Raw genomic sequence first — 22912 nt, 5'->3', positions numbered from 1 at the left:
GAAGCGGGTCGAACTACTTGATGCCGGTGACCTTGAGGACCGTCAGCTTCTGACGGTGACCCTGGCGCTTGTGGTAGCCGGTCTTGTTCTTGAACTTGTGGATGCGGATCTTGGGGCCCTTGACGTGGTCGACGACCTCGCCGGTGACCGAGATCTTGGCCAGCTTGTCGGCATCGGTGGTCAGGTTCGACCCGTCGACGACCAACGCGACCGGCAGGCTCACCGTGCTGCCGATCTCTCCGTCGATCTTCTCGACCTTCACAGTGTCGCCTTCAGCGACCTTGTACTGCTTACCGCCGGTCTTGACGATCGCGTACGTTGCCATCGAAGTATTCCTCTTACTCGTCTACTCGGACCCTGGGGGCGCGAGCGCTCCTGGGGCGTTTGTGTTGTGCGTGCCGGGGCGGGCCGCAGGGCACCCGGGCATGTGGCCGGGGAAGCTGCGGTTCGCACCAGAGGGCCTGCCGACGGACTACGCACCGTTGCTGTGCCGAAGCGGGCAGAACAGCGCAGACCCTCCGCGGGAGGCGACTTTCCAAGGTTACGGGAACGTCGGCGGTCGGGTCAAACTAGCCCGACCCGGGTCCGACGCGGCCCGGTCACCCGGATCAGTCGTCGGCCGGTGGCGGTCCCGCGGGACGGCCCGCGCTGCGCTTGCGCGGCCGGCGCCGTACCGCGACCGCCGCCTCCGAGTTCCCGGTGGAGACCGGACCCGAGGTCGTCACCGGCGTCTCCGCAGCGACATCCGCCGCGGTCATCACCACGGTGTCCGGCGGTGTGGTCGTCTGCGCCGGACGCCGGACGACCCGTCGACGACGCCGTGCGGCCGCCGGAGCCTGTCCGTCGGTGGCCGAGCCGGCCGGCTCTGGCTCCGTCTCGACCGCCGCAGGTTCGGACTCAGCCGATTCCGTCCCAGCCGAATCCATCTCAGCCGGTTCCGTCGCCACCGGATACGGCAGGGTCTCGGTCGGCTCGGCAACAGCGGTGTCCACCCGGCTGTCGGCCGTCTGCTGCGGCGACGACGCCTCGACGACGGGCTTCGGCGCGTCCTCGGCCCGACTCGTGGTGTCACCGTCGGTGGTCGCGCCGGACTCCTGGTCGTGTTCGTCGTCGTGCGCGTGCGCCGCCATCGCCCGGAACATCGGGTGTTCGGCCGGCTTGTGAGCGGGCGCGACGGCCGGGGCGACTGCCTCCGGTTGCGCGTCGGCCTTCTTCTTGCCTCGACGGGACCGCTTCGAACCGGCACCGTCGCCACGCGAAGAGTCGTCGGTCTTCACCTCGACGGGATTCGCGTGCACGATGATGCCTCGACCGCTGCAGGCGGTGCAGGTGGTCGAGAACGCTTCCAGCAGACCGGTTCCCAGACGTTTACGTGTCATCTGGACGAGGCCCAGCGAGGTCACCTCGGACACCTGGTGACGGGTGCGATCACGAGCGAGCGCCTCGGTGAGCCTGCGGAGCACCAGATCCCGGTTCGACTCGAGGACCATGTCGATGAAGTCGACGATGATCATCCCGCCGATGTCGCGCAACCGCATCTGCCGCACGATCTCCTCGGCGGCTTCGAGGTTGTTGCGCGTCACCGTCTCCTCGAGGTTGCCCCCCGAGCCGGTGAACTTGCCGGTGTTGACGTCGACGACGGTCATCGCCTCGGTGTGCTCGATGATCAGCGTGCCGCCGGAGGGCAGCCACACCTTGCGGTCGAGCGCCTTCGCGAGCTGCTCGTCGATGCGGTGCACGACGAACGAATCCGGCGCGTCGGCGTGCGGCTTGTCGAATTTCTCGACCCGCTCCATGAGATCCGAGGCCACCGAGCTGACGTAACCCTCGACCAGGTTCCAGGCCTTGTCACCTTCGACGACGAGCTTCTTGAAGTCCTCGTTGAACAGGTCACGGACGACGCGCACCAGGAGGTCGGGCTCCTCGTACAGCGGCTTCGGGCTCGACGACCCGCCCTTCTTGGCCTGGGCCACCGCCTCGTCGATGGACTTCCACTGCGACTCGAGGCGGGCGATGTCGGCACCGAGTTCCTCGGCGCTGACTCCCTCCGACGCGGTGCGGATGATGACCCCGGCCTCGTCGGGGACGAGCTTCGCCAGGATCTGCTTGAGACGTTTGCGCTCGACGTCGGGCAGCTTGCGGCTGATCCCGGTCGACGAACCGCCGGGCACGTACACCAGGTAGCGGCCGGCGAGGGAGATCTGCGTGGTCAGACGGGCGCCCTTGTGACCCACCGGGTCCTTGCTGACCTGGACGAGCACGTTGTCGCCGGGCTTGAGCGCCTGCTCGATCTTGCGCGAACCGCCGTCGAGTCCGGCAGCGTCCCAGTTGACCTCACCGGCGTAGAGCACGCCGTTGCGTCCGCGACCGATGTCGACGAATGCGGCTTCCATACCCGGAAGGACGTTCTGGACGCGTCCGAGGTAGATGTTGCCGACCATCGACGACGACGTCGCGGTCGTCACGAAATGCTCGACGAGGACACCGTCCTCGAGGACCGCGACCTGCGTGTAGTCCTCGACCGCGGCGTGCTCGTGCCCGTCGTTGCCGGAGATGCGGCTGTTCGCGCTGCGCTCTCGGACGACCATGACGCGGTCGACCGCCTCACGGCGTGCCAGGAACTCCGACTCGGTCAGGATCGGCGGACGACGCCGGCCGGCATCGCGCCCGTCGCGCCGGCGCTGACGCTTGGCTTCGAGTCGGGTCGACCCCGAGATGCCCTGCACCTCGTCGCGGGCGCGCTTGCTGCGCGGCTCGCGCTCGTGCACCACCGTGTTCGGCGGATCGTCGGGAGACGCCTCATCGGGTTCGCCGCCACCTTTGCGACGGCGACGGCGACGGCGGCGGCGAGTCGACGAGGAGTCACCGGAGTCGTCGTCATCGGATGCGTCTTCGGCGTCGGCGGAGTCGGCATCGTCACCGGACTCGTCGGCGCGGTCGCCCGTGGCGCCGGACGCCTCGGAGTCCTCCGCCTTGTCCGCACCCGAACGACGGCTGCGGCGGCGGGTGCGTTTGCCCGACGGACGGCCCTCCTCCGAGCGCGAGTCCTCGGCCGACTCGTCGGACGTGGTGTCCTCCGAGTCCGTGTCGGCATCGGTTGCCCCGTCACCGGTCGACTCGTCGGCATCGGACGCCTCGGCGTCGGACTCATCCGTGTCCGAATCAGAGTCGCCCCCCTGGTCTCCCCTACCGCGCCCGCGTCCACGACGTCCGCGTCGACGCCGGCGACTCCGGCCCGACCCGGAATCATCGGCGTTGGAATCATCGGCGTTGGAATCATCGGCGTCGTCGGCGCCGGATTCGTGAGGGGTCGAGACGTCGGCGTCCCGGTCGGCCGCAGTCGAATCATCGGCTCTCGACCTGTCCGAGCGGGCGGGCGCGTCCGCTGATGTCGAGGTCGAGGTCTCGGCAGCGACGGACTCGTCTGCCGGGGTGTCCGCCGACTCGTCCTTCGCGCCCGTCTCAGCGCGGGTCTTCGCACGACCCGAGCGGGCGGCGCGGGGCTTGTCGGCCGGGGCCTGAGGCTGCAGGAACAGCGGCTGCGCGCCGGTCGAGGCGTCGGTCTCCGCGGCCGGGGTCGCCACCGGTGCGTCGTACTGGGCGGCCGAGAACAACGTCGGGGCTGCGGTCGGTGCCGCGGGCGAGTCGTCGGCGGTGGTCTGTGCAGCATCCTCGGTCGATGCGACTTCGGCCGTCGGTGCGTCGTCGGCGGGCGCCGCTTCGGCGGACACCGCCTCGGTTGGTGCGGCTTCGACCGATGCCGCCTCGGCCTGTGCCGCGTCCGTCGGCGGGGTGTCGGCAGGGGCCTCGGCCGGCGTCGTGTCGGCAGCGGCGTCAGGCAGAGCCGCGTCGCCGGCCGGGGCGGCCTGCGGCGGCGTCTCGCCGGTCTCGTCGACGCCGGAGCGCACCCGTTCGGCCACGGCTTTCGCCAGGTCACGATCGACGCTGGATTGCGGGCTGCGGGTCTGCACGCCGAGATTCGCCAGGTGAGCCAGAACCTGTCGACTCGTGAGGCCCAGGAAGCGGGCCAGGGCGTGCACACGAAGTTTGCTGGGAAATTCTTCCGCCGATTCCGACGCTGCGTTCGCGTCAGCCGGCGACCCGTTGTCGGTCACTCAGTCTCCTCGAACCCCCGGGCGCGTCGGGCTGACGCGGCCACGCGAGGGTCTGCTCTGTGTCCCGGTCCTCGTCGGACCGGTGTTGTGTGGTCTGCGCGTCGTCGCGGCGGTCCGTCTCACGGGTCGTCTGACGACGCTCTTGCTGTGTCGATGACCGCGTCCCTGATCGCTTTCCACGCCACCGGGCACAGGCGGAACCTGAGTGTTCGCCCGCTGGCAGCAGGGCGAACTCGGTGGGGTCAGCTGCGGTTCCGTGGCGTCGCGGTGCGTCAGTGCCGCACCGCGACGCGCCGGTACCGGGGCGCGTCATCCGGTCGTCGTCGACAAAGTGTGTCGGCGATAACTGTGCAAGTATCCCACACCGCGGTCGGATGACCGCAAAGGATGAGCGTTTGACGTTGCGCGTCGAGCCGAGGCGCTCGCGTTCAGCCCTCGAGTCCGGGGAACCAGAGAGCGATCTCGCGCTGTGCCGATTCGGGCGAATCGGACCCGTGGACCAGGTTGTACTGGGTGTCGAGCGCGAAGTCGGCACGGATCGTTCCGGGCACGGCCTTCTCGACCGGGTCGGTACCGCCGGCGATCTGGCGAAACGCCGCCACCGCGCGGGGCCCCTCGAGAACGGCCGCGACCAGCGGACCGGACGTGATGAACTCGAGCAGCGAGGGGTGGAACGGCTTGCCCTCGTGCTCGGCGTAGTGCCCGCGAGCGACCTCGTCGCTCGCGGTCTTGAGTTCGAGAGCCACCAGGGTCAAGCCCTTGCGCTCGATACGGCTGATGATGTCGCCGACGAGGTTGCGTTCGACGCCGTCCGGCTTGATGAGTACGAGAGTGCGTTCAGTCACGACTGACACCCTATCGACCGGCTACGGTCACGTACCGGTCAGGAGCAGTACTCGCCGGCGACCGGGAAGAAGCCGTAGTCGAAAAGGCTGCCGGTTCGCGAGCGCGGATCGACGACCACCTGCAGACAGCCGCCGGGCGAGGCGAGCGCGCCGGCGAGCGCGAGATCGAACTGTTGCGCCAGACCGAGATTCGCGGGCCGGTACTGGCGGGCACCGGGAGGCTGGCGATGGCCTCGGGCGCCTTCATGGTCGCGGCACGCTGGGTGATCTCGTGGGTGGCGACATAGCTGTACTCCCCCGGACCGACGGGAACAGGTGCGTCCGCGGCGGGTATGAGGTTCGCGATCCCGATGGGTGCCTGGTCCTGCTCCGGTTCGGCCGCCGCCGTGGCCGGGACGGTCAGTGCGAGCGCCGCGCCCGCGAGGACGACGACGGGGAGCACGGGGCGTCGGGTTCGGGCGGAGGTGGTCCGGAAGAGCTGGAACTGCACGTATGTCCTCACATCGGGTGTCTCGAGAAGGGGTTCGACAAGCTGCGAGGATCGACTTGTCGGCCCCCGCGGCATGGGCCATTGTTACAGCAAGCCCACCTGGCCGCCCGGGTTCGGCGATAACGGTCCGGCCACAGGTCTTGCGGCCACCAAACCCCGCCCTGAGCAACGAGAACACCGCTGGTCGGACAGCCGGCGGCGAGACGGCCGTGGCCGCCGGACCGATTACTCGATCGGCTCCTGGCCGGGCAGCATCCCGCGTTCGACCCGTTTCTCGACGTCGGCCTTGATGTAGCGGATGTACAGCCAGACCGACCCGAAGACGACTCCCACCACCGCGATCGACCAGTGGAAGAGCCCCCCGATGATCAGGACGACCTGCAGGCCGAGATCGAGGTTGATCGCGTACGGCCGGCCCTGCATCCCGGCGGCCAGGATCATCGCGATGACGACGAGCGTGAGGTATCCGCCGGACAACCAGGTCAGCCCGTCGCCGAGGCGCCACACGATAGGGAACGCCAGGATCACGACGATGACCTCCAGGATCATCGTGCCGGCCATCACGCCGCGGAGCCCCTTCCACGGATCGTTCGTGGGTGGGGTGTACCGGGTCATGAGGGTTCCTTACCGAAGAGTGTTCGCGCGGCACCGGCGGTCACGACGGACCCGGTGATGACCACGCCCGCACCGGACACGCGTTCGCCGTCGGCTTCCTCGGCCAGTGCGATGGCCTCCTCGACGGCGTCGGGCAGGAAGGGTTTGACGACCACGCGGTCCTCGCCGAACACCTCCCGCGCGTACTCCGCGAGCGTCTCGGGCTCCAGGGCCCGTGGCGACCCGTTGTCGGTGACGACGACCGCGTCGAGCACCGGCTCGAGGGCTTCGAGGACTCCGCGGGCGTCCTTGTCACCCAGCACGCCGATGACGCCGACGAGTCGACGGAAGTCGAACTCCTCGGCCAGCGCCTGCGCCAGCGCCGCGGCTCCGTGGGGATTGTGCGCCGCGTCGGCGAACACCGTCGGGGCGCTGCGCAGTCGCTCGAGCCGTCCGGGGTTGGCGACGGACGCGAAACCCGTACGCACCGCGTCGATGTCGAGCTGACGATCGGCGCCCGCACCGAAGAACGCCTCCACCGCCGCGAGCGCCAGCGCCGCGTTGGCCGCCTGATGTGCACCGTGCAGCGGCACGAAGATCTCGTCGTAGACACCGCCGAGGCCCTGGATGGTGAGCATCTGCCCACCGACGGCGATGACCGAGTCGAGGACCGCGAACTCCGATCCCTGGCGGGCGACGATGGTGCCCGCATCGACGGCCGCGCGCAGCAGGACGTCCATCACCTCGGGGCTCTGTTCGGCGATCACCGTGACGGGATCGACGGTGCCGGCCGCATCGGGTTCGGCGGGCTTGATGATGCCGGCCTTCTCCCCCGCGATGGCGGTCAGGGTGTCGCCGAGATAGTCCGCGTGGTCCATCGCGATCGGTGTGATGACCGAGACCGTGCCGTCGATGACGTTGGTCGCGTCCCATCGACCGCCCATGCCCGTCTCGACGACGGCGACGTCCACCGGCGCCTCGGCGAAGACCGCATACGCCATCGCGGTCAGCACCTCGAACTTGCTCATCCGGGGTCCACCCGCCGCTGTCGACGAATCGTCGACCATGGTGATGTACGGCTCGAGTTCCCGATAGGTGTCGATGTAGGTGCGTGCCGGAATCGGCTTGCCGTCGACCGAGATCCGCTCGGTGACGCGCTGCAGGTGCGGACTCGTGATCCGGCCCGTGCGCCGGTGCAGCGCGGACAGCAACGCGTCGACCATCCTGGTGACCGACGTCTTGCCGTTCGTCCCGGCGATGTGGATCGCGGGGTATCCGTGCTGGGGGGATCCGAGCAGATCCATGAGCGTCGCGATGCGGGTCAGCGACGGCTCGATCTTGGTCTCGGGCCACCGGGTGTCGAGCTCGGCCTCGACCTCGGCGAGTTCGGCGAGATCGTCGGCGCTGTCAGTGACGCGCAGCCGCGCCGGCTCGGCGTCCGGATCGGGTTCGTCCTCCCCCAGGATCGCCGAGAGACCCAGGGGGTCGCCTGCCGCATCCATTCCCAGGACGGCTGGATCCTCTTCGGGGAAACCGGTGTCGTCGCTCACGCGCCGGCCAGACTCGCCAGCTTCGCGTTCAACCGTTCGACCTCTTCGGTCGCGATCCGCTGACGGTCCCGGATCTTGGCGACCACGTGGTCGGGCGCCTTGGACAGGAACTGTTCGTTGCCCAGTTTCGCCGAGGTCGTCGACAGTTCCTTCTCGGCCACCGCCAGGTCCTTGGCGAGCCGCTTGCGTTCGGCTTCGACGTCGACGGTGCCCGAGGTGTCGATCGCGACGACCACGGTGGCCACGCTCAGGCGGACCTCGATGGTCGCGGTCGCGCCGAAGTCGGGACCGGCCGGGTCCAGGCGCGCGAGGGAGGTCACGTACGGCAGCAGGTGTTCGAGCCCGGCTTCGCCGAGTCCGTCGAACTGCACGGCGACGCGCTGGCCCGGACGGAGACCCTGATCGCTGCGGAAACGCCGCACCTCGGTGATCAGTCGCTGCAGATCGTCCACGCGGGCGGCCGAATCCGACGACCAATCGCGTCCGGAAGTGGTCGGCCAGGGGGCGACCACGAGCGATTCACCCCCGGTGAGCGCCTTCCACAGCACCTCGGTGACGAACGGCATCACCGGCGACAGCGCGCGCAGCAACGGCTCTAGGACCGCGCCCAGCACGAGCGACGTTGCTTCCGAACGCTTCTCGTCGTTCTCGGCGAACTGCACCTTCGCGAGTTCGAGGTACCAGTCGCAGACCTCGTCCCACGCGAAGTGGTAGAGCGCCTCGCATGCCTTCGAGAACTCGTAGGACTCGAACCCGGCGTCGATCTCGGCGAGCACCTCGTCGAGCCGGCCGAGGATCCACCGGTCGGCGTCGGTCAGCGTCTCGGCGTCGGGGAGCTCGCCGACCTTCGCGCCGTTCATCAACGCGAACTTGGTGGCGTTGTAGAGCTTGGTGGCGAAGTTGCGCGACGACTGGGCGTGGTCCTCGCCGACCGAGATGTCCGAACCGGGGTTGGCACCGCGGGCGAGCGTGAAGCGCAGGGCGTCGGCCCCGAAGCGCTCCACCCAGTCGAGCGGGTCGATGCCGTTGCCCTTCGACTTCGACATCTTGCGGCCGTGCTCGTCGCGCACCAGGCCGTGCAGGAACAGGTTGTGGAACGGGATCTCGTTGCCCGGACCCAGATCCTTGCCCACGTAGGTGCCGAACATCATCATGCGGGCCACCCAGAAGAACAGGATGTCGTACCCGGTGACGAGAACCGAGGTGGGATAGAACTTCTCGAGATCCGCGGTCTGATCGGGCCAGCCCATCGTGGAGAACGGCCACAGCCCGGAGGAGAACCAGGTGTCGAGGACGTCGGTCTCCTGGACGTAACCCTCGGGGGCCTGCTCGTCGGGTCCGACGCACACCACCTCGCCGTCGGGTCCGTACCAGATCGGGATGCGGTGACCCCACCACAGCTGACGCGAGATACACCAGTCGTGCATGTCGTCGACCCAGCTGAACCAGCGCGGCTCCATCGACTTCGGGTGGATCACCGTGGACCCGTCCCGCACCGCGTCGCCGGCCGCCGCGGCCAGCGTGGAGACCGCCACCCACCACTGCATCGACAGGCGCGGTTCGATCGGCTCGCCGGTGCGCTCCGAATGCCCGACGCTGTGCGGGTACGGACGCACCTCTTTCACGATCCGGCCCTGTTCGGCCAGCGCCTCGCGCACCTTGACACGCGCCTCGAAGCGGTCCATGCCGTCGAATTCGGTTCCGGTGTCGGCGATCCGGGCGGATTCGTCCATGATCGTCGGCATCGGCAGGTTGTGTCGCTGACCGAGCGCGAAGTCGTTGGGGTCGTGTGCCGGCGTGATCTTGACTGCGCCACTACCGAATTCGGGGTCGACGTAATCGTCGGCGACGATCGGGATCATCCGGTCGACAAAGGGGTGCGGCAGTGCGGTGCCGACCAGGTGGGCATACCGTTCGTCGTCGGGGTGCACCGCGATCGCGGTGTCGCCGAGCATCGTCTCGAGTCGGGTCGTCGCGACGACGATGTGAGGCTCGGTGTCGTCGAGTGACCCGTAACGGAAGCTGACGAGTTCGCCCTCGACGTCGGCGTAACTCACCTCGATGTCGCTGACGGCGGTCTTGAGGACCGGCGACCAGTTGACGAGGCGCTCAGCCTGATAGATCAGCCCGTCGTCGAACATCTTCTTGAAGACGGTGTGCACCGCGCGCGACAGGCCCTCGTCCATCGTGAAGCGTTCGCGCGACCAGTCGACGCTGTCGCCGAGCCGGCGCATCTGCTCGCCGATGTTGCCGCTGATCTCGGCCTTCTCGGCCCACACCCGGTCGATGAACGCCTCCCGGCCGAGGTCGTCGCGCGTCTTGCCCTCGGCGGCGAGCTTGCGCTCGACCATCGTCTGCATCGCAATCGCCGCGTGGTCCATGCCGGGGAGCCACAGCACCTCGTAGCCCTGCATCCGACGACGACGCGAGAGCGCGTCCATCAGGACGTGCTCGTAGGCGTGGCCCATGTGCAGCGAGCCGTTGACATTCGGCGGCGGGATCACGATGGAGAACGGCGGCTTGTCACTCGCCGCGTCCGCGGTGAAGTACCCGGCGTCCACCCAGCCCTGGTAGAGCGACGCCTCGTGCTCAGCGGGGTCCCAGGACTTCGGCAACCCGGTCTCGGGTACGGCAGTCCGGGGCGACGCTGTCTCGGGCAACGCGGATGTCTGGTCGGGTGATGTCACGGCCGCTATTCTATGTTTTCGCCGGGCCGGACCTCGCCCGGGACCCGTCCGCGCCCGAGCGCTTCGTGCTAACCCGCAGAGACGCGCAATCTGTGCAGGTCCTCAGGCGCGTTGACGTTGACCAGCCAGTCCGGATCGGAGATCCCCACCCGATGGGTGTTGAGCGCCTCGATCGCGCCCAGCATGCGCCGTTCACCGCCGGCGACGACATCCGCGATCATCGCCGCGGCATCCGTGCGGTAGATCCCCGCCATCGGATGATCCCGCTGGGCGTCGTGGGCGATGACCGCCTGGGTCGAGTCGGTCAGCCCCAGCCGCAGCTCGTCGATCAGCTCCGGAGCGATCAGCGGCATGTCCGTGGCACAGACGAACGCGAACTCGGCACCCGCGGCAGCCGCTGCGGACAGGCCTGCGACGAGCCCGCCGAGCGGACCCGTCCCCTCCTGTTCGTCGGTCACCCAGTGCACCTTCGACGAGTCGATCCCCGGCGCCGCCCGGTCGCGGATGTCGTCGACGCCGCGGAATGCGGCGGACGTCTCGCCCGCGACGACCAGCACCGGATCGCAGCGCTGGGACACCACCCGCACCACTCGCGCGAGCATGGGTTCACCGTCCCAGTCGAGCGCGGCCTTGTCGCTGCCCATCCGTCGCGAACGTCCGCCCGCCAGCACCAGGCCGGCGAGCACCGAGGTATCCGATCCGTGTTGAGTCACATCGCTCAGTGTGCGCGATCTGGCGCACGGGCGGGGCAAGATGGACATCATGAGCAACACTCGCAACACCGAGACTGCGGCGACGCACCCCGCCGACGAGCCGCGCGAGGTCCGGCGCACACACCCGAAGACCTACGCCGCCGGAGTCCCGGCCGTCGCAGTCGCCCTCAAGCGCGGAGTCGAGCAGATGGGCGCGCTCCGGACAGCACAGACCTTGATCAAGCTCAATCAACGTGATGGGTTCGATTGTCCCGGATGCGCCTGGCCGGAGACGCCGGGCCACCGCAAGCATGCCGAGTTCTGCGAGAACGGCGCCAAGGCGGTCGCCGAGGAGGCCACACGTCGAGCCGTCGCCCCCGAGTTCTTCGCCGCCCACAGCGTCGACGACCTCCGGACACGCAGCGGCTACTGGCTCTCGCAGCAGGGACGCCTGGCGCACCCGATGTACCTCGGTCCGGGCGACACCCACTACCGCCCGCTGAACTGGGACGAGGCCAACGCCGTCATCGCCGACGAGTTCGCCGCGATGGACTCGCCTGACGAGGCCGTGTTCTACACGTCGGGTCGCACCAGCAACGAAGCCGCTTTCCTGTACCAGCTCTTCGCCCGGAGCCTGGGTACGAACAACCTCCCCGACTGCTCGAACATGTGCCACGAGTCCTCCGGCGCCGCTCTCGGCGCGTCGATCGGCATCGGCAAGGGTTCGGTCACCGTCCCCGATCTCGAGGCGGCCGATCTCATCCTCATCGCCGGCCAGAATCCCGGCACCAATCACCCGAGAATGCTCGCCACCCTGGAGAAGGCGAAGCACAACGGGGCCCGGATCGTGGCGATCAACCCGCTGCCCGAAGCAGGCCTGATGCGTTTCAAGGATCCACAGAAGGTCGGCGGGGTCATCGGCGCGGGTACCAAGCTGGCCGACGACTTCCTCCAGGTCCGGCTCGGGTCCGACATGGCTCTGTTCCGCGGCGTCGCACGTCTGCTCCGTGACGCCGAACGAGCCGCCCCCGGAACGGTTTTCGATCACCAGTTCCTCGACGAGTCGTGCGCCGGGGTCGAGGAGTACCTCGACCTGCTCGACGACGTCGACCTCGACCGGGTCGTCGAGGTCACCGGCGTGACCCGCACCCAGATCGACGAGCTCGCACGGACGGTCGCCACTTCGCGCCGCATCGTGCTGTGCTGGGCGATGGGCTTGACCCAGCACCGCCACGGCGTCGCGACGATCGCCGAAGGCACGAACCTGCTGCTCCTGCGCGGCATGATCGGCCGCGTCGGCGCCGGCCTCTGCCCCGTGCGCGGTCATTCGAACGTGCAGGGCGACCGCACCATGGGGATCTTCGAGAGGATGCCAGAGTCCTTCCTCGCTGCTCAGGACGCCGAGTTCGGCATCACGTCCCCACGCGAGCACGGGTACGACACCGTCGCCGCCATCACTGCGATGGCCGCCGGGAAGGTCCGCGTCTTCGTCGGGATGGGCGGCAATTTCGTGTCCGCCTCACCCGACACCGACGTCACCGCCGACGCCCTGCGGCGCTGCGCACTCACCGTGCACGTGTCCACCAAGCTCAACGAATCCCACCTCGTCACCGGCCGTCGCGCACTCATCCTGCCCACCCTCGGGCGCACCGACCGGGACATCATCGACGGTGTGGCACAACGTGTCTCGGTCGAGGACTCGATGTCGGCGGTCCACCTGTCCCGTGGGTCGCTGCCGCCGGTGTCGGCGCACCTGCGCAGTGAGGTCGCGATCATCTGCGACCTGGCGACCCGGGTTCTCGGTACCGCTCACCCGGTTCCGTGGCAGGAACTGAAACGCGACTACGACCGCATCCGCGACCGGATCGAGCGGGTCGTCCCCGGCTTCCACGACTTCAACATCCGCGTCCGCCGCAGTGACGGTTTCGTGCTGCCGCACCCGCCGCGCGACACCCGGTCGTTCGACACGCCCAACGGCAAGGCCAACTTCGCAGTCCATCCCCTCGAATGGGTGGACGTCCCGGCCGACCGCCTCGTCCTGCAGACACTCCGCAGCCATGACCAGTACAACACCACCATCTACGGCCACGACGACCGTTACCGGGGCATCTCCGGCAACCGCCACATCGTGATGGTCAATCCCGACGACATCGCGTCCCTCGGCCTGCGCGCCGGGCAACTCGTCGACATCGTCTCGGAGTTCGACGGCGAGGCCGGAGTCGAGGAACGACGGGTCCGCGGCTTCGAGGTGGTCCCGTATGACACACCGCGCGGCAACGCGGCCGCGTACTACCCCGAGACCAACCCGCTGGTCCCGCTCGGATCGGTGGCAAAGGAGTCGAACACACCGGTCTCCAAGGCGGTGGTGATCCGCATCGAACCGGCCGAATCCGCCTAGCCGGAGACGACAGCAGCGAGCCCCGTCCGGTCGTCCGGGCGGGGCTCGCTGCTGTCGTCGGGTGAGTGGTGAGCTGCGGGTCAGGCGCTCTTGTCGCGACGTTCGTCGCTGGAAGCCTTGCGGGGCACGATCGTCGGGAGGACGTTGTCGCGGACTGTCTCCCCGGTCACGACGACCTTCTCGACGTCGTCACGGCTCGGGATGTCGTACATCACCGGCAGCAGGACCTCTTCCATGATGGCCCGCAGGCCGCGGGCACCGGTGCCGCGGTGGATGGCCTGATCGGCGACCGCCTCGAGGGCGTCCTTGGTGAACTCCAACTCGACATTGTCCATGTCGAACAGCCGGGTGTACTGCTTCACCAGCGCGTTCTTCGGCTCCGAGAGGATGCTCACCAGCGAGTCCTTGTCCAGGTTCGTCACCGAGGCGACGACCGGCAGACGGCCGATGAACTCCGGGATCAGGCCGAACTTGATCAGGTCCTCCGGCATGACGTCGGCGAACTGATCCGAGGTGTCCACCTCGTCCTTGCTCGCCACTTCGTTGCCGAAGCCGAGACCGCGCTTGCCGATCCGCTCGGACACGATCTTCTCCAGACCGGCGAACGCGCCGGCCACGATGAACAGCACGTTCGTCGTGTCGATCTGGATGAACTCCTGATGCGGATGCTTGCGTCCACCCTGCGGCGGCACCGACGCCTGCGTGCCCTCGAGGATCTTCAGCAGCGCCTGCTGGACTCCCTCACCGGACACATCGCGCGTGATCGACGGGTTCTCGCTCTTGCGGGCGATCTTGTCGACCTCGTCGATGTAGATGATCCCGGTCTCGGCACGCTTGACGTCGTAGTCGGCGGCCTGGATCAGCTTGAGCAGGATGTTCTCGACGTCCTCGCCAACATATCCGGCCTCGGTCAGCGCGGTTGCGTCGGCGATCGCGAACGGCACGTTGAGCATCTTCGCCAGGGTCTGCGCCAGGTACGTCTTGCCGCATCCGGTGGGGCCGAGCATGAGGATGTTCGACTTCATCAGCTCGACGGTCTCACCCGTCCGGGCGTCCTTCTTCTCGCCCGCCTGGATGCGCTTGTAGTGGTTGTAGACCGCGACCGCGAGCGTCCGCTTCGCCGTGTCCTGGCCGATGACGTACTTCTCGAGGAAGTCACGGATCTCCGTCGGCTTCGGCAACTCGTCGAGCTTGACGTCGCCGTTCTCGGCCAGTTCCTCTTCGATGATCTCGTTGCACAGGTCGATGCACTCATCGCAGATGTACACGCCGGGGCCGGCGATGAGCTTCTTCACCTGCTTCTGGCTCTTGCCGCAAAAAGAGCACTTGAGCAGGTCGCCGCCGTCTCCGATTCGTGCCATCTCGCGCTGTACCTACTTCCTCGTTGCCGGACTGTCGTGTCTGGTCCGTCGCGTCGCACGCAGCCGGGCATGGGTCATTTGATCGACACTCGAATGCCCAGTAACCCGACGGTACCCGCGTGTCGCTCGAACTTCGACCGATAAGGCCAAATGTCGCGGCAGAAAATCACCGGGACTTCTGCACTGCCACAACTACTTCTTGGCCAGGACTACTTCTTCATCGACTTCTTGCGGTACTCGAAGACCTCGTCGACGATGCCGTACTCCTTGGCCGCGGCCGCGGTCAGGATGTTGTCGCGGTCGGTGTCCTTGCGGATCTTCTCCTTGTCCTGACCGGTGTGGCTGGCCAGGATCTCGTCGAGGCGGTCGCGGATGCGCTCGATCTCGGCGGCCTGGATCTCGAGGTCGGAGACCTGACCCTGGTAGGCGCCACCGGTGCGCGGCTGGTGGATCAGGACCGTAGCGTTCGGCAACGCCGCACGCTTGCCCGGGGTTCCGCCGGCGAGGAGGATCGCCGCCGCCGAGGCCGCCTCACCGAGGCAGACGGTCACGATGTCGCAGTGCACGTACTGCATCGTGTCGTAGATGGCGAGCATGTCGGGCACGCTGCCACCGGGCGAGTTGATGTACATGGTGATGTCGCGGTCGGGGTCCTGCGATTCGAGGACGAGCAGCTGCGCCATGACGTCGTTGGACACGACCTGGTCGATCGGCGTGCCGACGAACACGATCCGCTCTTCGAACAGCTTCGCGTACGGGTCGTACTGTCGCTGGCCGTTCGGGGTGTGCTCGATGAACGACGGCAGGATGTACCGCGCTTCGATGTTCTTCAGCGCGAGGGCCGACGCGGGGATGCCGGCGGCGACCTCGGCGGGCATGCCGTCGAAGGAAAGGGAGTTGGTCATCTGTTGCTCCATTGGGTAGAGGTGGCTCGGCGGTGGGTACGGGAGCGGTCGTCGGACCGGGGTCTCACCGACCCGGGCGCGCGATCACCTTGTCGACGAAGCCGTACTCCTTGGCCTCTTCCGCGGTGAACCACTTGTCGCGGTCGGCGTCGGCCTCGATCTTCTCGAGCGGCTGACCGCTGAACTCGGCGTTGAGCCGGTTCATCTCCTTCTTGGTGAGCGCGAATTGCTCTGCCTGGATGGCGATGTCGGCCGCGGTACCACCGATGCCGGCGGACGGCTGATGCATCATGATGCGCGCGTGCGGCAGTGCATGTCGCTTGCCCTTGGCGCCGGCGGCGAGGAGGAACTGCCCCATCGACGCCGCCATACCCATCGCGTACGTCGCGACGTCGCATTCCGCGAGCTGCATGGTGTCGAAGATCGCCATTCCGGCGGTCACCGACCCACCGGGCGAATTGATGTAGAGGTGGATGTCCTTCTGCGGGTCCTCGGCCGAGAGCAGCAGGATCTGCGCGCACAGCCGGTTCGCGATGTCGTCGTCGACCTGGGTGCCCAGGAAGATGATGCGCTCGCGCAGCAGACGCTCGAACACCGAATCGGTCAGGTTCAACCCAGCCACACCCGAACTCATCGTGGGTGTGTGGATGGTCGGCTCACTCACGGGTTCCTACCTTTGCCTTGTTGTCATGACCTGCGCGTCACCCGCGGGTGACGCGCACGCACATCGAATGCTTCTCTGATGACGTCCTCACCGACACTAACCAATCGACACCCGCGGACACTCCCGAGGACACGCCTCTTCGCTGAGAGCAGAACGGCCTTCGGCACCGTGAACGGCCCGTGCGTGATGGTGGACCGACGGCGATCGCCGGCCCTCGTACTTCGAGGACCGGCGATCGCGGAGGAAACGTGCGGGCTGTGCTGGACCGCGGGAGCCCGATCAGTTGTCGGAGTCGGACTCGTCCGCAGCGGACTCGTCGGCGTCGTCATTGCCGCCGAAGTACTCGGCGGTGTCGACGGTGGCGCCCTTGGTGTCGGTGACGGTCACGTCGCCGACGATGCTCGCCAGCGACTTGCCGCGCCGGACGTCGGCGTAGACCGCACCGACCTGGTTGGCCTGCGTCAGCTGCTGGATGAACTCCTGCGGCTGCATGCCGTAGCGCTGGGCGGTGAAGATGATCTGCTGGGTCAGCTCGTCCTGGCTGACCTCGGTGTCCTGCTGATCGGCGATCGCGTCGAGCAGCAGCTGCTGCTTGACCGACTTCTCCGCCTCAGCACGGGACTCGGCATCCCACTCCTCGCGGGTCTTACCCTGCGCCTCGAGGAATTTGGCGACCTGCTCGTCGTCGTGTCCGAGCGCGTGGATGACCTGGTGCTGCTGACCCTCGACCTCTTCGTCGACGACCTTCTCCGGCAGCGGGATCTCGACGGTCTCGAGGAGCTTGTCGAGCACCGCGTCGCGGATCTTGTTGGCCTGCTCCAGCTTCGCGGACTGCTCGACCCGCTCGGCGAGGCTGGCGCGCAGCTCCTCGACGGTGTCGAACTCGCTGGCCATCTGGGCGAACTCATCGTCGACCTCGGGCAGCTCGCGCTCCTTGACCGACTGCACGGTCACCTTCACGAGGGCCTCCTCGCCCGCGTGATCGCCGGCGACGAGCTTGGTCGTGAACTCTTTGTCCTCGCCGGCCTTCAGGCCGATGAGCGCCTCGTCGAGTCCGTCGATGAGCTGGCCGGAGCCGACCTCATGGGACAGCCCCTCCGTGGTGGCCTCCTCGACGGCCTCGCCGTCGACGGTCGCGGCCAGGTCGATCGACACGAAGTCGCCGTTCTCCACGCCGCGCTCGACGCCCTTGAGGGTGCCGAAGCGGGCGCGCAGGCCTTCGAGCTGCTCGTCGACCGCCGCCTCGTCGACCTCGATCGCGTCGACCTCGACCGACAGGGTCGAGTAGTCGGGCAGGGTGATCTCGGGACGGACGTCGACCTCGGCCGTGAAGGTGACCGACTCGCCGTACTTCAGCTCGGACAGGTCGATCTCGGGCTGGCCGATGGCCTTGGTCTCGGTCTCGGCGACGGCCTCGGAGTACTTGGCCGGGATGGCGTCGTTCACGACCTGCGCGAGAATCGAATCGCGGCCGACACGGGCCTCGATCAGCTTCGCGGGCGCCTTGCCCGGACGGAATCCGGGGATCCGGATCTGCTGGGCCAACGACCGGTAGGCCCGGTCGAAGTCTGCCGACAGCTCCTCGAACGGGACCTCGACGTTGAGCTTGACCCGGGTCGGGGTGAGTTGCTCGACAGTGCTCTTCACGCCTGAATACTCCTTATATCTACGGTGGTGGAAGTTCGGTCGTTCGCGGGCCGTGCACCGGGTGACCGGTCGGGCCACATCGATCAAGTCGGGATGACAGGATTTGAACCTGCGACCCTCCGCTCCCAAAGCGGATGCGCTACCAAGCTGCGCCACATCCCGGGGTCCGAACACGCGAGGGAACCCCGGAGGGCGACCGCGCATCAGGGCCAACAAGAGATAGTACGTGCCACCGCGGCCGGGCCCGCGCACGGGTGCCGCGGCGACGCCGGAACCGATGGTCGTCCGTCGGATGCCACCTCGTCGCATCCACCCCGATTTCGGTTCCGGCGCCGCTGCCGGTACAGTCACTCATCGCACGCGACGCCGGGATCTCGACGGTCACCGCGAGCAACGCGGGTGTAGCTCAATGGTAGAGCCCTAGTCTTCCAAACTAGCTACGCGGGTTCGATTCCCGTCACCCGCTCCACCGGCTCGGAGACACTATCTCCGAGCCTTTTTCGTCGGTCCGGGCTACTCCGTGCGCCTAGTTGGGCGGCTCCGGCGGCTTGTTCCACGGCAACGGCAGGGGCGCGTACTCGTAGACGATCTCGGGAGTCGCCTCCTCCTCCGGGTGCCCGGGTGCCGACGAATCGCCGGGGCCGGTCGAGACGATCGGTGGTGGGCAGGGCGCGAACTGGCCTGGCGTTTCCCTCACGTTCCTCCGCTGTCTGCGAACCACATGCGATTCGGGTCGGCGATGTCACAGATCCCCGCCCAAGTCACCCAACCGGACCACATCCCGCCGGTCCGGACTCGTCCTGTGATCCACGCCACACCTGGCGTACCGTTGACCCATGTCCTCCAGCCACACGAAAACCCAACGCCGGTGCGGATCCTGCGGCGCACCCCTGTACGTCCGCCGAGACGTGACCGAGTCCGAGGCCGGCATCGGTCGCGTCGACGTGATGCTCGTCTGCCGGGACGAGGCGTGTTCGCAACCTGCGCAACACCTTCGCACCGAACATCCACAACCCGCCTGAGCGGGAACACGGCGCCCCGAACGAGCAGTCCCCAGTGGGACAAACGATCCTGTTGCATACGAGGGTCCAGCGGCCACAATGAGTCCACGCCGGAACCCGCTGCGTATGCGCGACCTCGAATGTGACGACCGTCACACGCGGTGTCGACAACGGCGCTACCTCGGGTTTTGCCCCGTCGTACTGAGGGTTCGCGATGGCGGCGTCATTCGGCGTGACCCGCTCCTTGGACCCAAGGCAACGGTTGTGTAACGATGGTTCCGCGCTCAGGCCGATGCGCGAACGAACCATCGAACCGAAGGTACGACCTGTGTTGAACTCTCACCTGCCGACCCCGCGCGCCTCGCGCCGCCGTTCGGCTCGACGACTCGCGGCTGTCGTCTTCGGCGTCCTGGCCATGACCCTCGCACTTCCCGGCGTCGCCAACGCCGTCCCGGTCACCGTGATCCCCGGCCTGCCGCCGGTCGAGATCCCCGCGGTCCCCGGTCTGCCGACCCCGCCGGCGCCGACCACCCCCGAAGCTCCGCAGCCGCCGCCGTCGACGACCGAGGAGAAGCCGGCCGGGCCGGTCATCCCGAACGTCAAGACCGAGACCGGTTACATCGCCCTGGCCGACGACAACACCCACACCATCACCTGGTGGCACAACGGCAAGGTCGTCCGGACGATGCCGATCTCGATGGGTTCGGACAAGAACCCCACCTCGAACGGCGTGTACTACACCAAGGAGAAGTACCGCGACATGTACATGGACTCGTCCACGTACGGCGTCCCGGTCGACTCCGCCGAGGGCTACCGCACCTACGTCGAGTACGCGACCCGGATGTCGTGGGACGGCATCTTCATCCACGGCGCCCCCTGGTCGGTCAATCAGCAGGGTCGCAGCAACGTGAGCCACGGCTGCATCAACGTCACCAACGATCACGCCAAGTGGGTCTACGACAACGTTCCCCGCAACACCCCGATCGTGGTGCGCAACACCATCGGTGGGAAGTATCAGAACACCTAGTCTCGAGCAGACTACGAGGGCCGGTCACCGTCAGGTGACCGGCCCTCTGTCGTGTGACCAGGTGGCGGCCTGGTCGGCGAACGTCGCCTGGACCTGAAGCCACTGGGCGATGACCTGACAACCGGTGGACGCCGGATCGGTGACCGAGGTCCGCCGATAGGGGTCGCTCCGATACGACGTGTGCCGGCCACCCACGGCGTTGGTCAGCCACACACCACCCACCCGGATGCGCGACGGGAGGTAGCACCTGACCTCACGCCACGCCGCCAGCATCCGCCCGGGGTCGCGCCGCCACTGCGCCGGCCGGACCGACGTCCGCCGTGCGTTCTGCAAGTCGTTGGCGCGCAACACATCCCACGCACTCCTCCCCCATCGGCCGAGCCCGGCCAGCGTCATAGAGCCGGTGAGGTCGGCGACGTCGCGGACAAGCGAGTCCGCGTCGGCGTTGCAGATCACGTCCTGGGACGCGCCCACCCAGTACACGGGCAGCCCGGTCGGCAGATCCGCTCCCGGGCCGGCGACTCCCCACCCGTCGCAACCGGGCACCACGCCCGGCGGCTGGTGCGGGTCGGCGACCAGCCCGACACCGAGTACCCGGTCCAGGTCGGATGCAGTCTCGGCGTCCCCGGTCGCCAGATCGGCGACCGCGGATCGGATGACCACGGCCCCCTGCGAGTAACCCACCAGCGCGACCGGTCCTGCCGTGGCGCGGATGGCCGCCCGCAGTCGGCCCGCACCGATCCCGACGCTCTCGACGAAACTCATCCCGCCCGGACGCGGGGCGGGACCATAGCTCGCGGGGTATCCGATCCACCGACAGTCGAAGCGGTCATCGAGTTCGTCGGCCACTCCGGTGAGGAGCCCGGACACCTCGGCCCGTGGGTCACCGGGGTACGACTCCCCCGTCCCGCCGACCACGAAGACGGTGATCGTCGGCGTCCTGCCGGGCCGGGGCCGGGTTCTGACATGCTGCACCTCACCCATGGTGGGTCCCGGACGTATGAACCGCCCGCAGGAGCGCTGAGGGCTCCCTGAGATTCCCACCTCGACCGTGTCATGGCGCCGCGGCCCGCACCTCGCAGCCGTGACCGATCAGGATGCTTGCGCCGGTGGCGGTTTGGCGACGTAGTCGGCGGTCTCGATGATCGCCACGAAGAAACCGCTGCCCTCGATCACGTTGGCGCTGTGCACCAGGCCGGCCGGTATGTAGATGCTCGCGGGCGCCTCGACCTCATAGACCTCGTCCCCGAGCGTGATCTCGTAGACCAGACGGTCGAGCGACAGCAGGATGTTGATCTCCGGGCAGTCGTGTACGTGCGGCTCGCAGTAGTCACGTGAAGCCGCCGAGACGGCCCGCATCTCATGTGCCACGACGCGCTTCTCCGCCTCCGGGAAAAGGTCCCCACCGGCCAGCACACGACGGGTGATCGGCGCGTCGGCCGCGCCGTGGAAAGGTACGCCTCGGAGTGGGGACACCTCGCCCCGCGAGATCAGTCCGGCATGAGACCGGATGCTTTCGCTGATTGTCACACTGCCCCCTCTTGTCTCCCCGACCGTTCGCATGAGTAAGAACCTCACGGCTCCGCACATGCTACTAAGGTTCGGCTATCCACACCGACCGGGCAGTAACCTGTCAGGTCTGGCAGACGGGGCACCAATACAGTTTTCGGGCCTCCAGATCGGCGATCAGGACGGGTGTCCCGCAGATCCGGCATGGCTCGCCCGCCCGCCGGTACACGTAGGTCCGCGGACGGTTCGGGGCGTAGGACGGCGCCCCGGAATCGTCTTCGGGCCGGATCACGTGAATGCGTCCACGACGCACGCCGATCTTCATGAGAGTCACCAGGTCGGACCACAGAGCGTCGAATTCGTCTCGGAGAACACGCTTTCCGGGCCTCATCGGATCGATGCCGGCGCGGAAGAGGATCTCGGCGCGATACACGTTGCCGATCCCGGCGATGACCTTCTGGTCCATCAGCAGGGCGCCGACGGGCCGCGCGGACCGCGAGATCGCCGACCATGCCCGGTCGGGATCGGCGTCGCGTCGCAGCGGATCCGGACCGAGTCGGGCGACCAACGCCTCGAGATCGGCGGGGTGGTAGATCTCACACGCCGTCGGACCGCGAAGGTCCGTTCCGGCGGTCTCGGTCTCGATGCGGAGTCGAACCTGCCCGACCGGTTCCGGCACGGGCACCGCGAGTTCGGTGAACGAGCCGTACAGCCCGAGGTGGATGTGCACCATTCGTTCGGCACGCCCGTCCCGGTAACGATGGACGAGATGCTTGCCCCAGGCCTCGGCCGCGTGGAAGGTGAGTCCGTCCACCATCGCCGCACCGTCGGCGAACCGACCCTGCGGGCTGCTGACGCGAACCCGCTGCCCGCCGAACAGTCGCTGCTGCCGGCGGGCCAGTCGATGGAGAGTGTGGCCCTCGGGCACGAACTCGGCCGAGACCTACTGGGCCGGGCCCCCGGCACCTCGGGAGCCTCGCCGGTGCGCTCGTACTCCGCGAGGATGTCGATGCGCCGCTGGTGCCGCGCCTCTTCCGACCACGGGGTGGCCAGGAACGCGTCCACGATGGCCAGCGCCTCGGCAGTGCTGTGCATCCGGCCGCCGATGCCGATGAGCTGTGCGTTGTTGTGCTGCCGGGCGAGCTGGGCGGTCTCGACGCTCCAGGCGAGTGCGCAGCGCGCGCCGGGGACCTTGTTCGCGGCGATCTGTTCGCCGTTGCCGCTGCCGCCGAGCACGATTCCCAGGCTGCCCGGGTCGGCGACGGTCTTGGCCGCGGCGGCGATGCAGAACGCCGGGTAGTCGTCGGCGGGGTCCATCTCGTGGGCACCGCAGTCCACGACCTCGTGGCCGGTGGCCTCGAGATGGTCTGCGATCTGGTTCTTGAGTTCGAATCCGGCATGGTCGGCACCGAGGTAGACACGCATGG

The 22912-nt window shown here is 67.8% G+C and carries 18 protein-coding genes, 2 tRNA genes and 2 pseudogenes; 4 read left to right on the top strand and 18 right to left on the bottom strand.

All coding sequences use genetic code 11. The annotated features are described in order from the left end of the window. Positions 1-13: 13 nt before the first annotated feature. The 8 genes and pseudogenes from rplU to QAD21_RS09885 form a co-directional block, all read right to left on the bottom strand. Positions 14-325, bottom strand: a complete 312-nt coding sequence (rplU, locus tag QAD21_RS09920) for a 50S ribosomal protein L21 (protein ID WP_004019625.1) — start codon at positions 323-325, stop codon at positions 14-16. A 283-nt stretch (positions 326-608) separates the two neighbouring features. After that, positions 609-4115 carry a translation initiation factor IF-2 N-terminal domain-containing protein gene (locus QAD21_RS09915; RefSeq protein WP_068972580.1) on the bottom strand — a complete coding sequence of 1169 codons (3507 nt, stop codon included), beginning with the start codon at positions 4113-4115 and terminating at the stop codon, positions 609-611. 428 nt (positions 4116-4543) lie between these two features. Then, positions 4544-4960, bottom strand: coding sequence for a nucleoside-diphosphate kinase (gene ndk, locus QAD21_RS09910; protein WP_058250057.1), 417 nt, complete (start codon positions 4958-4960; stop codon positions 4544-4546). A gap of 38 nt (positions 4961-4998) precedes the next feature. After that, positions 4999-5402: pseudogene (locus QAD21_RS09905) on the bottom strand (hypothetical protein). Positions 5403-5675: 273 nt separating this feature from the next. Further along, entirely contained in the window at positions 5676-6065 is a 390-nt protein-coding gene (locus QAD21_RS09900) for a DUF4233 domain-containing protein (RefSeq protein ID WP_058250055.1), read from the bottom strand. Further along, on the bottom strand, positions 6062-7594 hold the full coding sequence (locus QAD21_RS09895) for a folylpolyglutamate synthase/dihydrofolate synthase family protein (protein WP_068972581.1): 1533 nt from the start codon (positions 7592-7594) through the stop codon (positions 6062-6064). The genes QAD21_RS09900 and QAD21_RS09895 overlap by 4 nt, the downstream gene beginning before the upstream one ends. Continuing rightward, positions 7591-10254 carry a valine--tRNA ligase gene (locus QAD21_RS09890; protein WP_139115598.1) on the bottom strand — a complete coding sequence of 888 codons (2664 nt, stop codon included), beginning with the start codon at positions 10252-10254 and terminating at the stop codon, positions 7591-7593. Before QAD21_RS09890 ends, QAD21_RS09895 begins: the two co-directional genes overlap by 4 nt. 95 nt (positions 10255-10349) lie before the next feature. Beyond that, positions 10350-10994: a molybdenum cofactor guanylyltransferase gene (locus QAD21_RS09885; protein ID WP_264186770.1), complete on the bottom strand. Its 645-nt coding sequence runs from the start codon at positions 10992-10994 to the stop codon at positions 10350-10352. Between the two features lie 40 nt (positions 10995-11034). Between QAD21_RS09885 and QAD21_RS09880 the strand changes: the two genes are divergently transcribed. Continuing rightward, positions 11035-13371, top strand: coding sequence for an FdhF/YdeP family oxidoreductase (locus QAD21_RS09880; protein ID WP_139115599.1), 2337 nt, complete (start codon positions 11035-11037; stop codon positions 13369-13371). 80 nt (positions 13372-13451) lie between these two features. On the opposite strand, the gene clpX is transcribed toward QAD21_RS09880, so the two are convergent. The 5 genes from clpX to QAD21_RS09855 form a co-directional block, all read right to left on the bottom strand. Continuing rightward, on the bottom strand, positions 13452-14732 hold the full coding sequence (gene clpX / locus QAD21_RS09875) for an ATP-dependent Clp protease ATP-binding subunit ClpX (RefSeq protein WP_058250051.1): 1281 nt from the start codon (positions 14730-14732) through the stop codon (positions 13452-13454). Between the two features lie 209 nt (positions 14733-14941). Beyond that, positions 14942-15637: an ATP-dependent Clp protease proteolytic subunit gene (locus tag QAD21_RS09870; RefSeq protein WP_058250292.1), complete on the bottom strand. Its 696-nt coding sequence runs from the start codon at positions 15635-15637 to the stop codon at positions 14942-14944. Positions 15638-15701: 64 nt separating this feature from the next. Continuing rightward, entirely contained in the window at positions 15702-16301 is a 600-nt protein-coding gene (locus tag QAD21_RS09865; protein WP_078113597.1) for an ATP-dependent Clp protease proteolytic subunit, read from the bottom strand. Between the two features lie 279 nt (positions 16302-16580). Further along, positions 16581-17948, bottom strand: a complete 1368-nt coding sequence (tig, locus tag QAD21_RS09860) for a trigger factor (protein WP_068972583.1) — start codon at positions 17946-17948, stop codon at positions 16581-16583. A gap of 88 nt (positions 17949-18036) precedes the next feature. Further along, positions 18037-18110, bottom strand: a tRNA-Pro gene (locus tag QAD21_RS09855). A 233-nt stretch (positions 18111-18343) separates the two neighbouring features. On the opposite strand from QAD21_RS09855, the gene QAD21_RS09850 reads away from it, so the two are divergent. Next, positions 18344-18417: transfer RNA gene (locus tag QAD21_RS09850), tRNA-Gly, on the top strand. Between the two features lie 57 nt (positions 18418-18474). Here QAD21_RS09850 and QAD21_RS09845 read toward each other — a convergent pair. After that, positions 18475-18645, bottom strand: a complete 171-nt coding sequence (locus tag QAD21_RS09845; RefSeq protein ID WP_175401035.1) for a hypothetical protein — start codon at positions 18643-18645, stop codon at positions 18475-18477. Between the two features lie 139 nt (positions 18646-18784). On the opposite strand from QAD21_RS09845, the gene QAD21_RS09840 reads away from it, so the two are divergent. Beyond that, positions 18785-18970: a hypothetical protein gene (locus QAD21_RS09840; RefSeq protein WP_058250048.1), complete on the top strand. Its 186-nt coding sequence runs from the start codon at positions 18785-18787 to the stop codon at positions 18968-18970. A 307-nt stretch (positions 18971-19277) separates the two neighbouring features. After that, on the top strand, positions 19278-19976 hold the full coding sequence (locus QAD21_RS09835; RefSeq protein ID WP_065629088.1) for a L,D-transpeptidase: 699 nt from the start codon (positions 19278-19280) through the stop codon (positions 19974-19976). Positions 19977-20006: 30 nt separating this feature from the next. Here QAD21_RS09835 and QAD21_RS09830 read toward each other — a convergent pair whose 3' ends face one another. The 4 genes and pseudogenes from QAD21_RS09830 to QAD21_RS09815 all read right to left on the bottom strand — a co-directional run. Beyond that, positions 20007-20960 (bottom strand): PE-PPE domain-containing protein, encoded by a 954-nt coding sequence (locus tag QAD21_RS09830; protein WP_065629012.1) that lies wholly within the window; start codon positions 20958-20960, stop codon positions 20007-20009. Positions 20961-21068: 108 nt separating this feature from the next. Further along, entirely contained in the window at positions 21069-21506 is a 438-nt protein-coding gene (locus tag QAD21_RS09825; RefSeq protein ID WP_083229512.1) for a homocitrate synthase, read from the bottom strand. A 103-nt stretch (positions 21507-21609) separates the two neighbouring features. After that, entirely contained in the window at positions 21610-22413 is an 804-nt protein-coding gene (locus QAD21_RS09820; RefSeq protein ID WP_068972584.1) for a DNA-formamidopyrimidine glycosylase family protein, read from the bottom strand. Positions 22414-22439: 26 nt separating this feature from the next. Then, positions 22440-22910: pseudogene (locus QAD21_RS09815) on the bottom strand (ribose-5-phosphate isomerase); the annotation flags it as partial. Positions 22911-22912: the final 2 nt, after the last annotated feature.

Source organism: Gordonia sp. SMJS1 (assembly GCF_029866425.1).
Taxonomy (GTDB): Bacteria; Actinomycetota; Actinomycetes; order Mycobacteriales; family Mycobacteriaceae; genus Gordonia; species Gordonia hongkongensis.
Note: the sequence above shows the minus strand (reverse complement) of the source record. Positions and strands in the feature narration are given on the sequence as shown.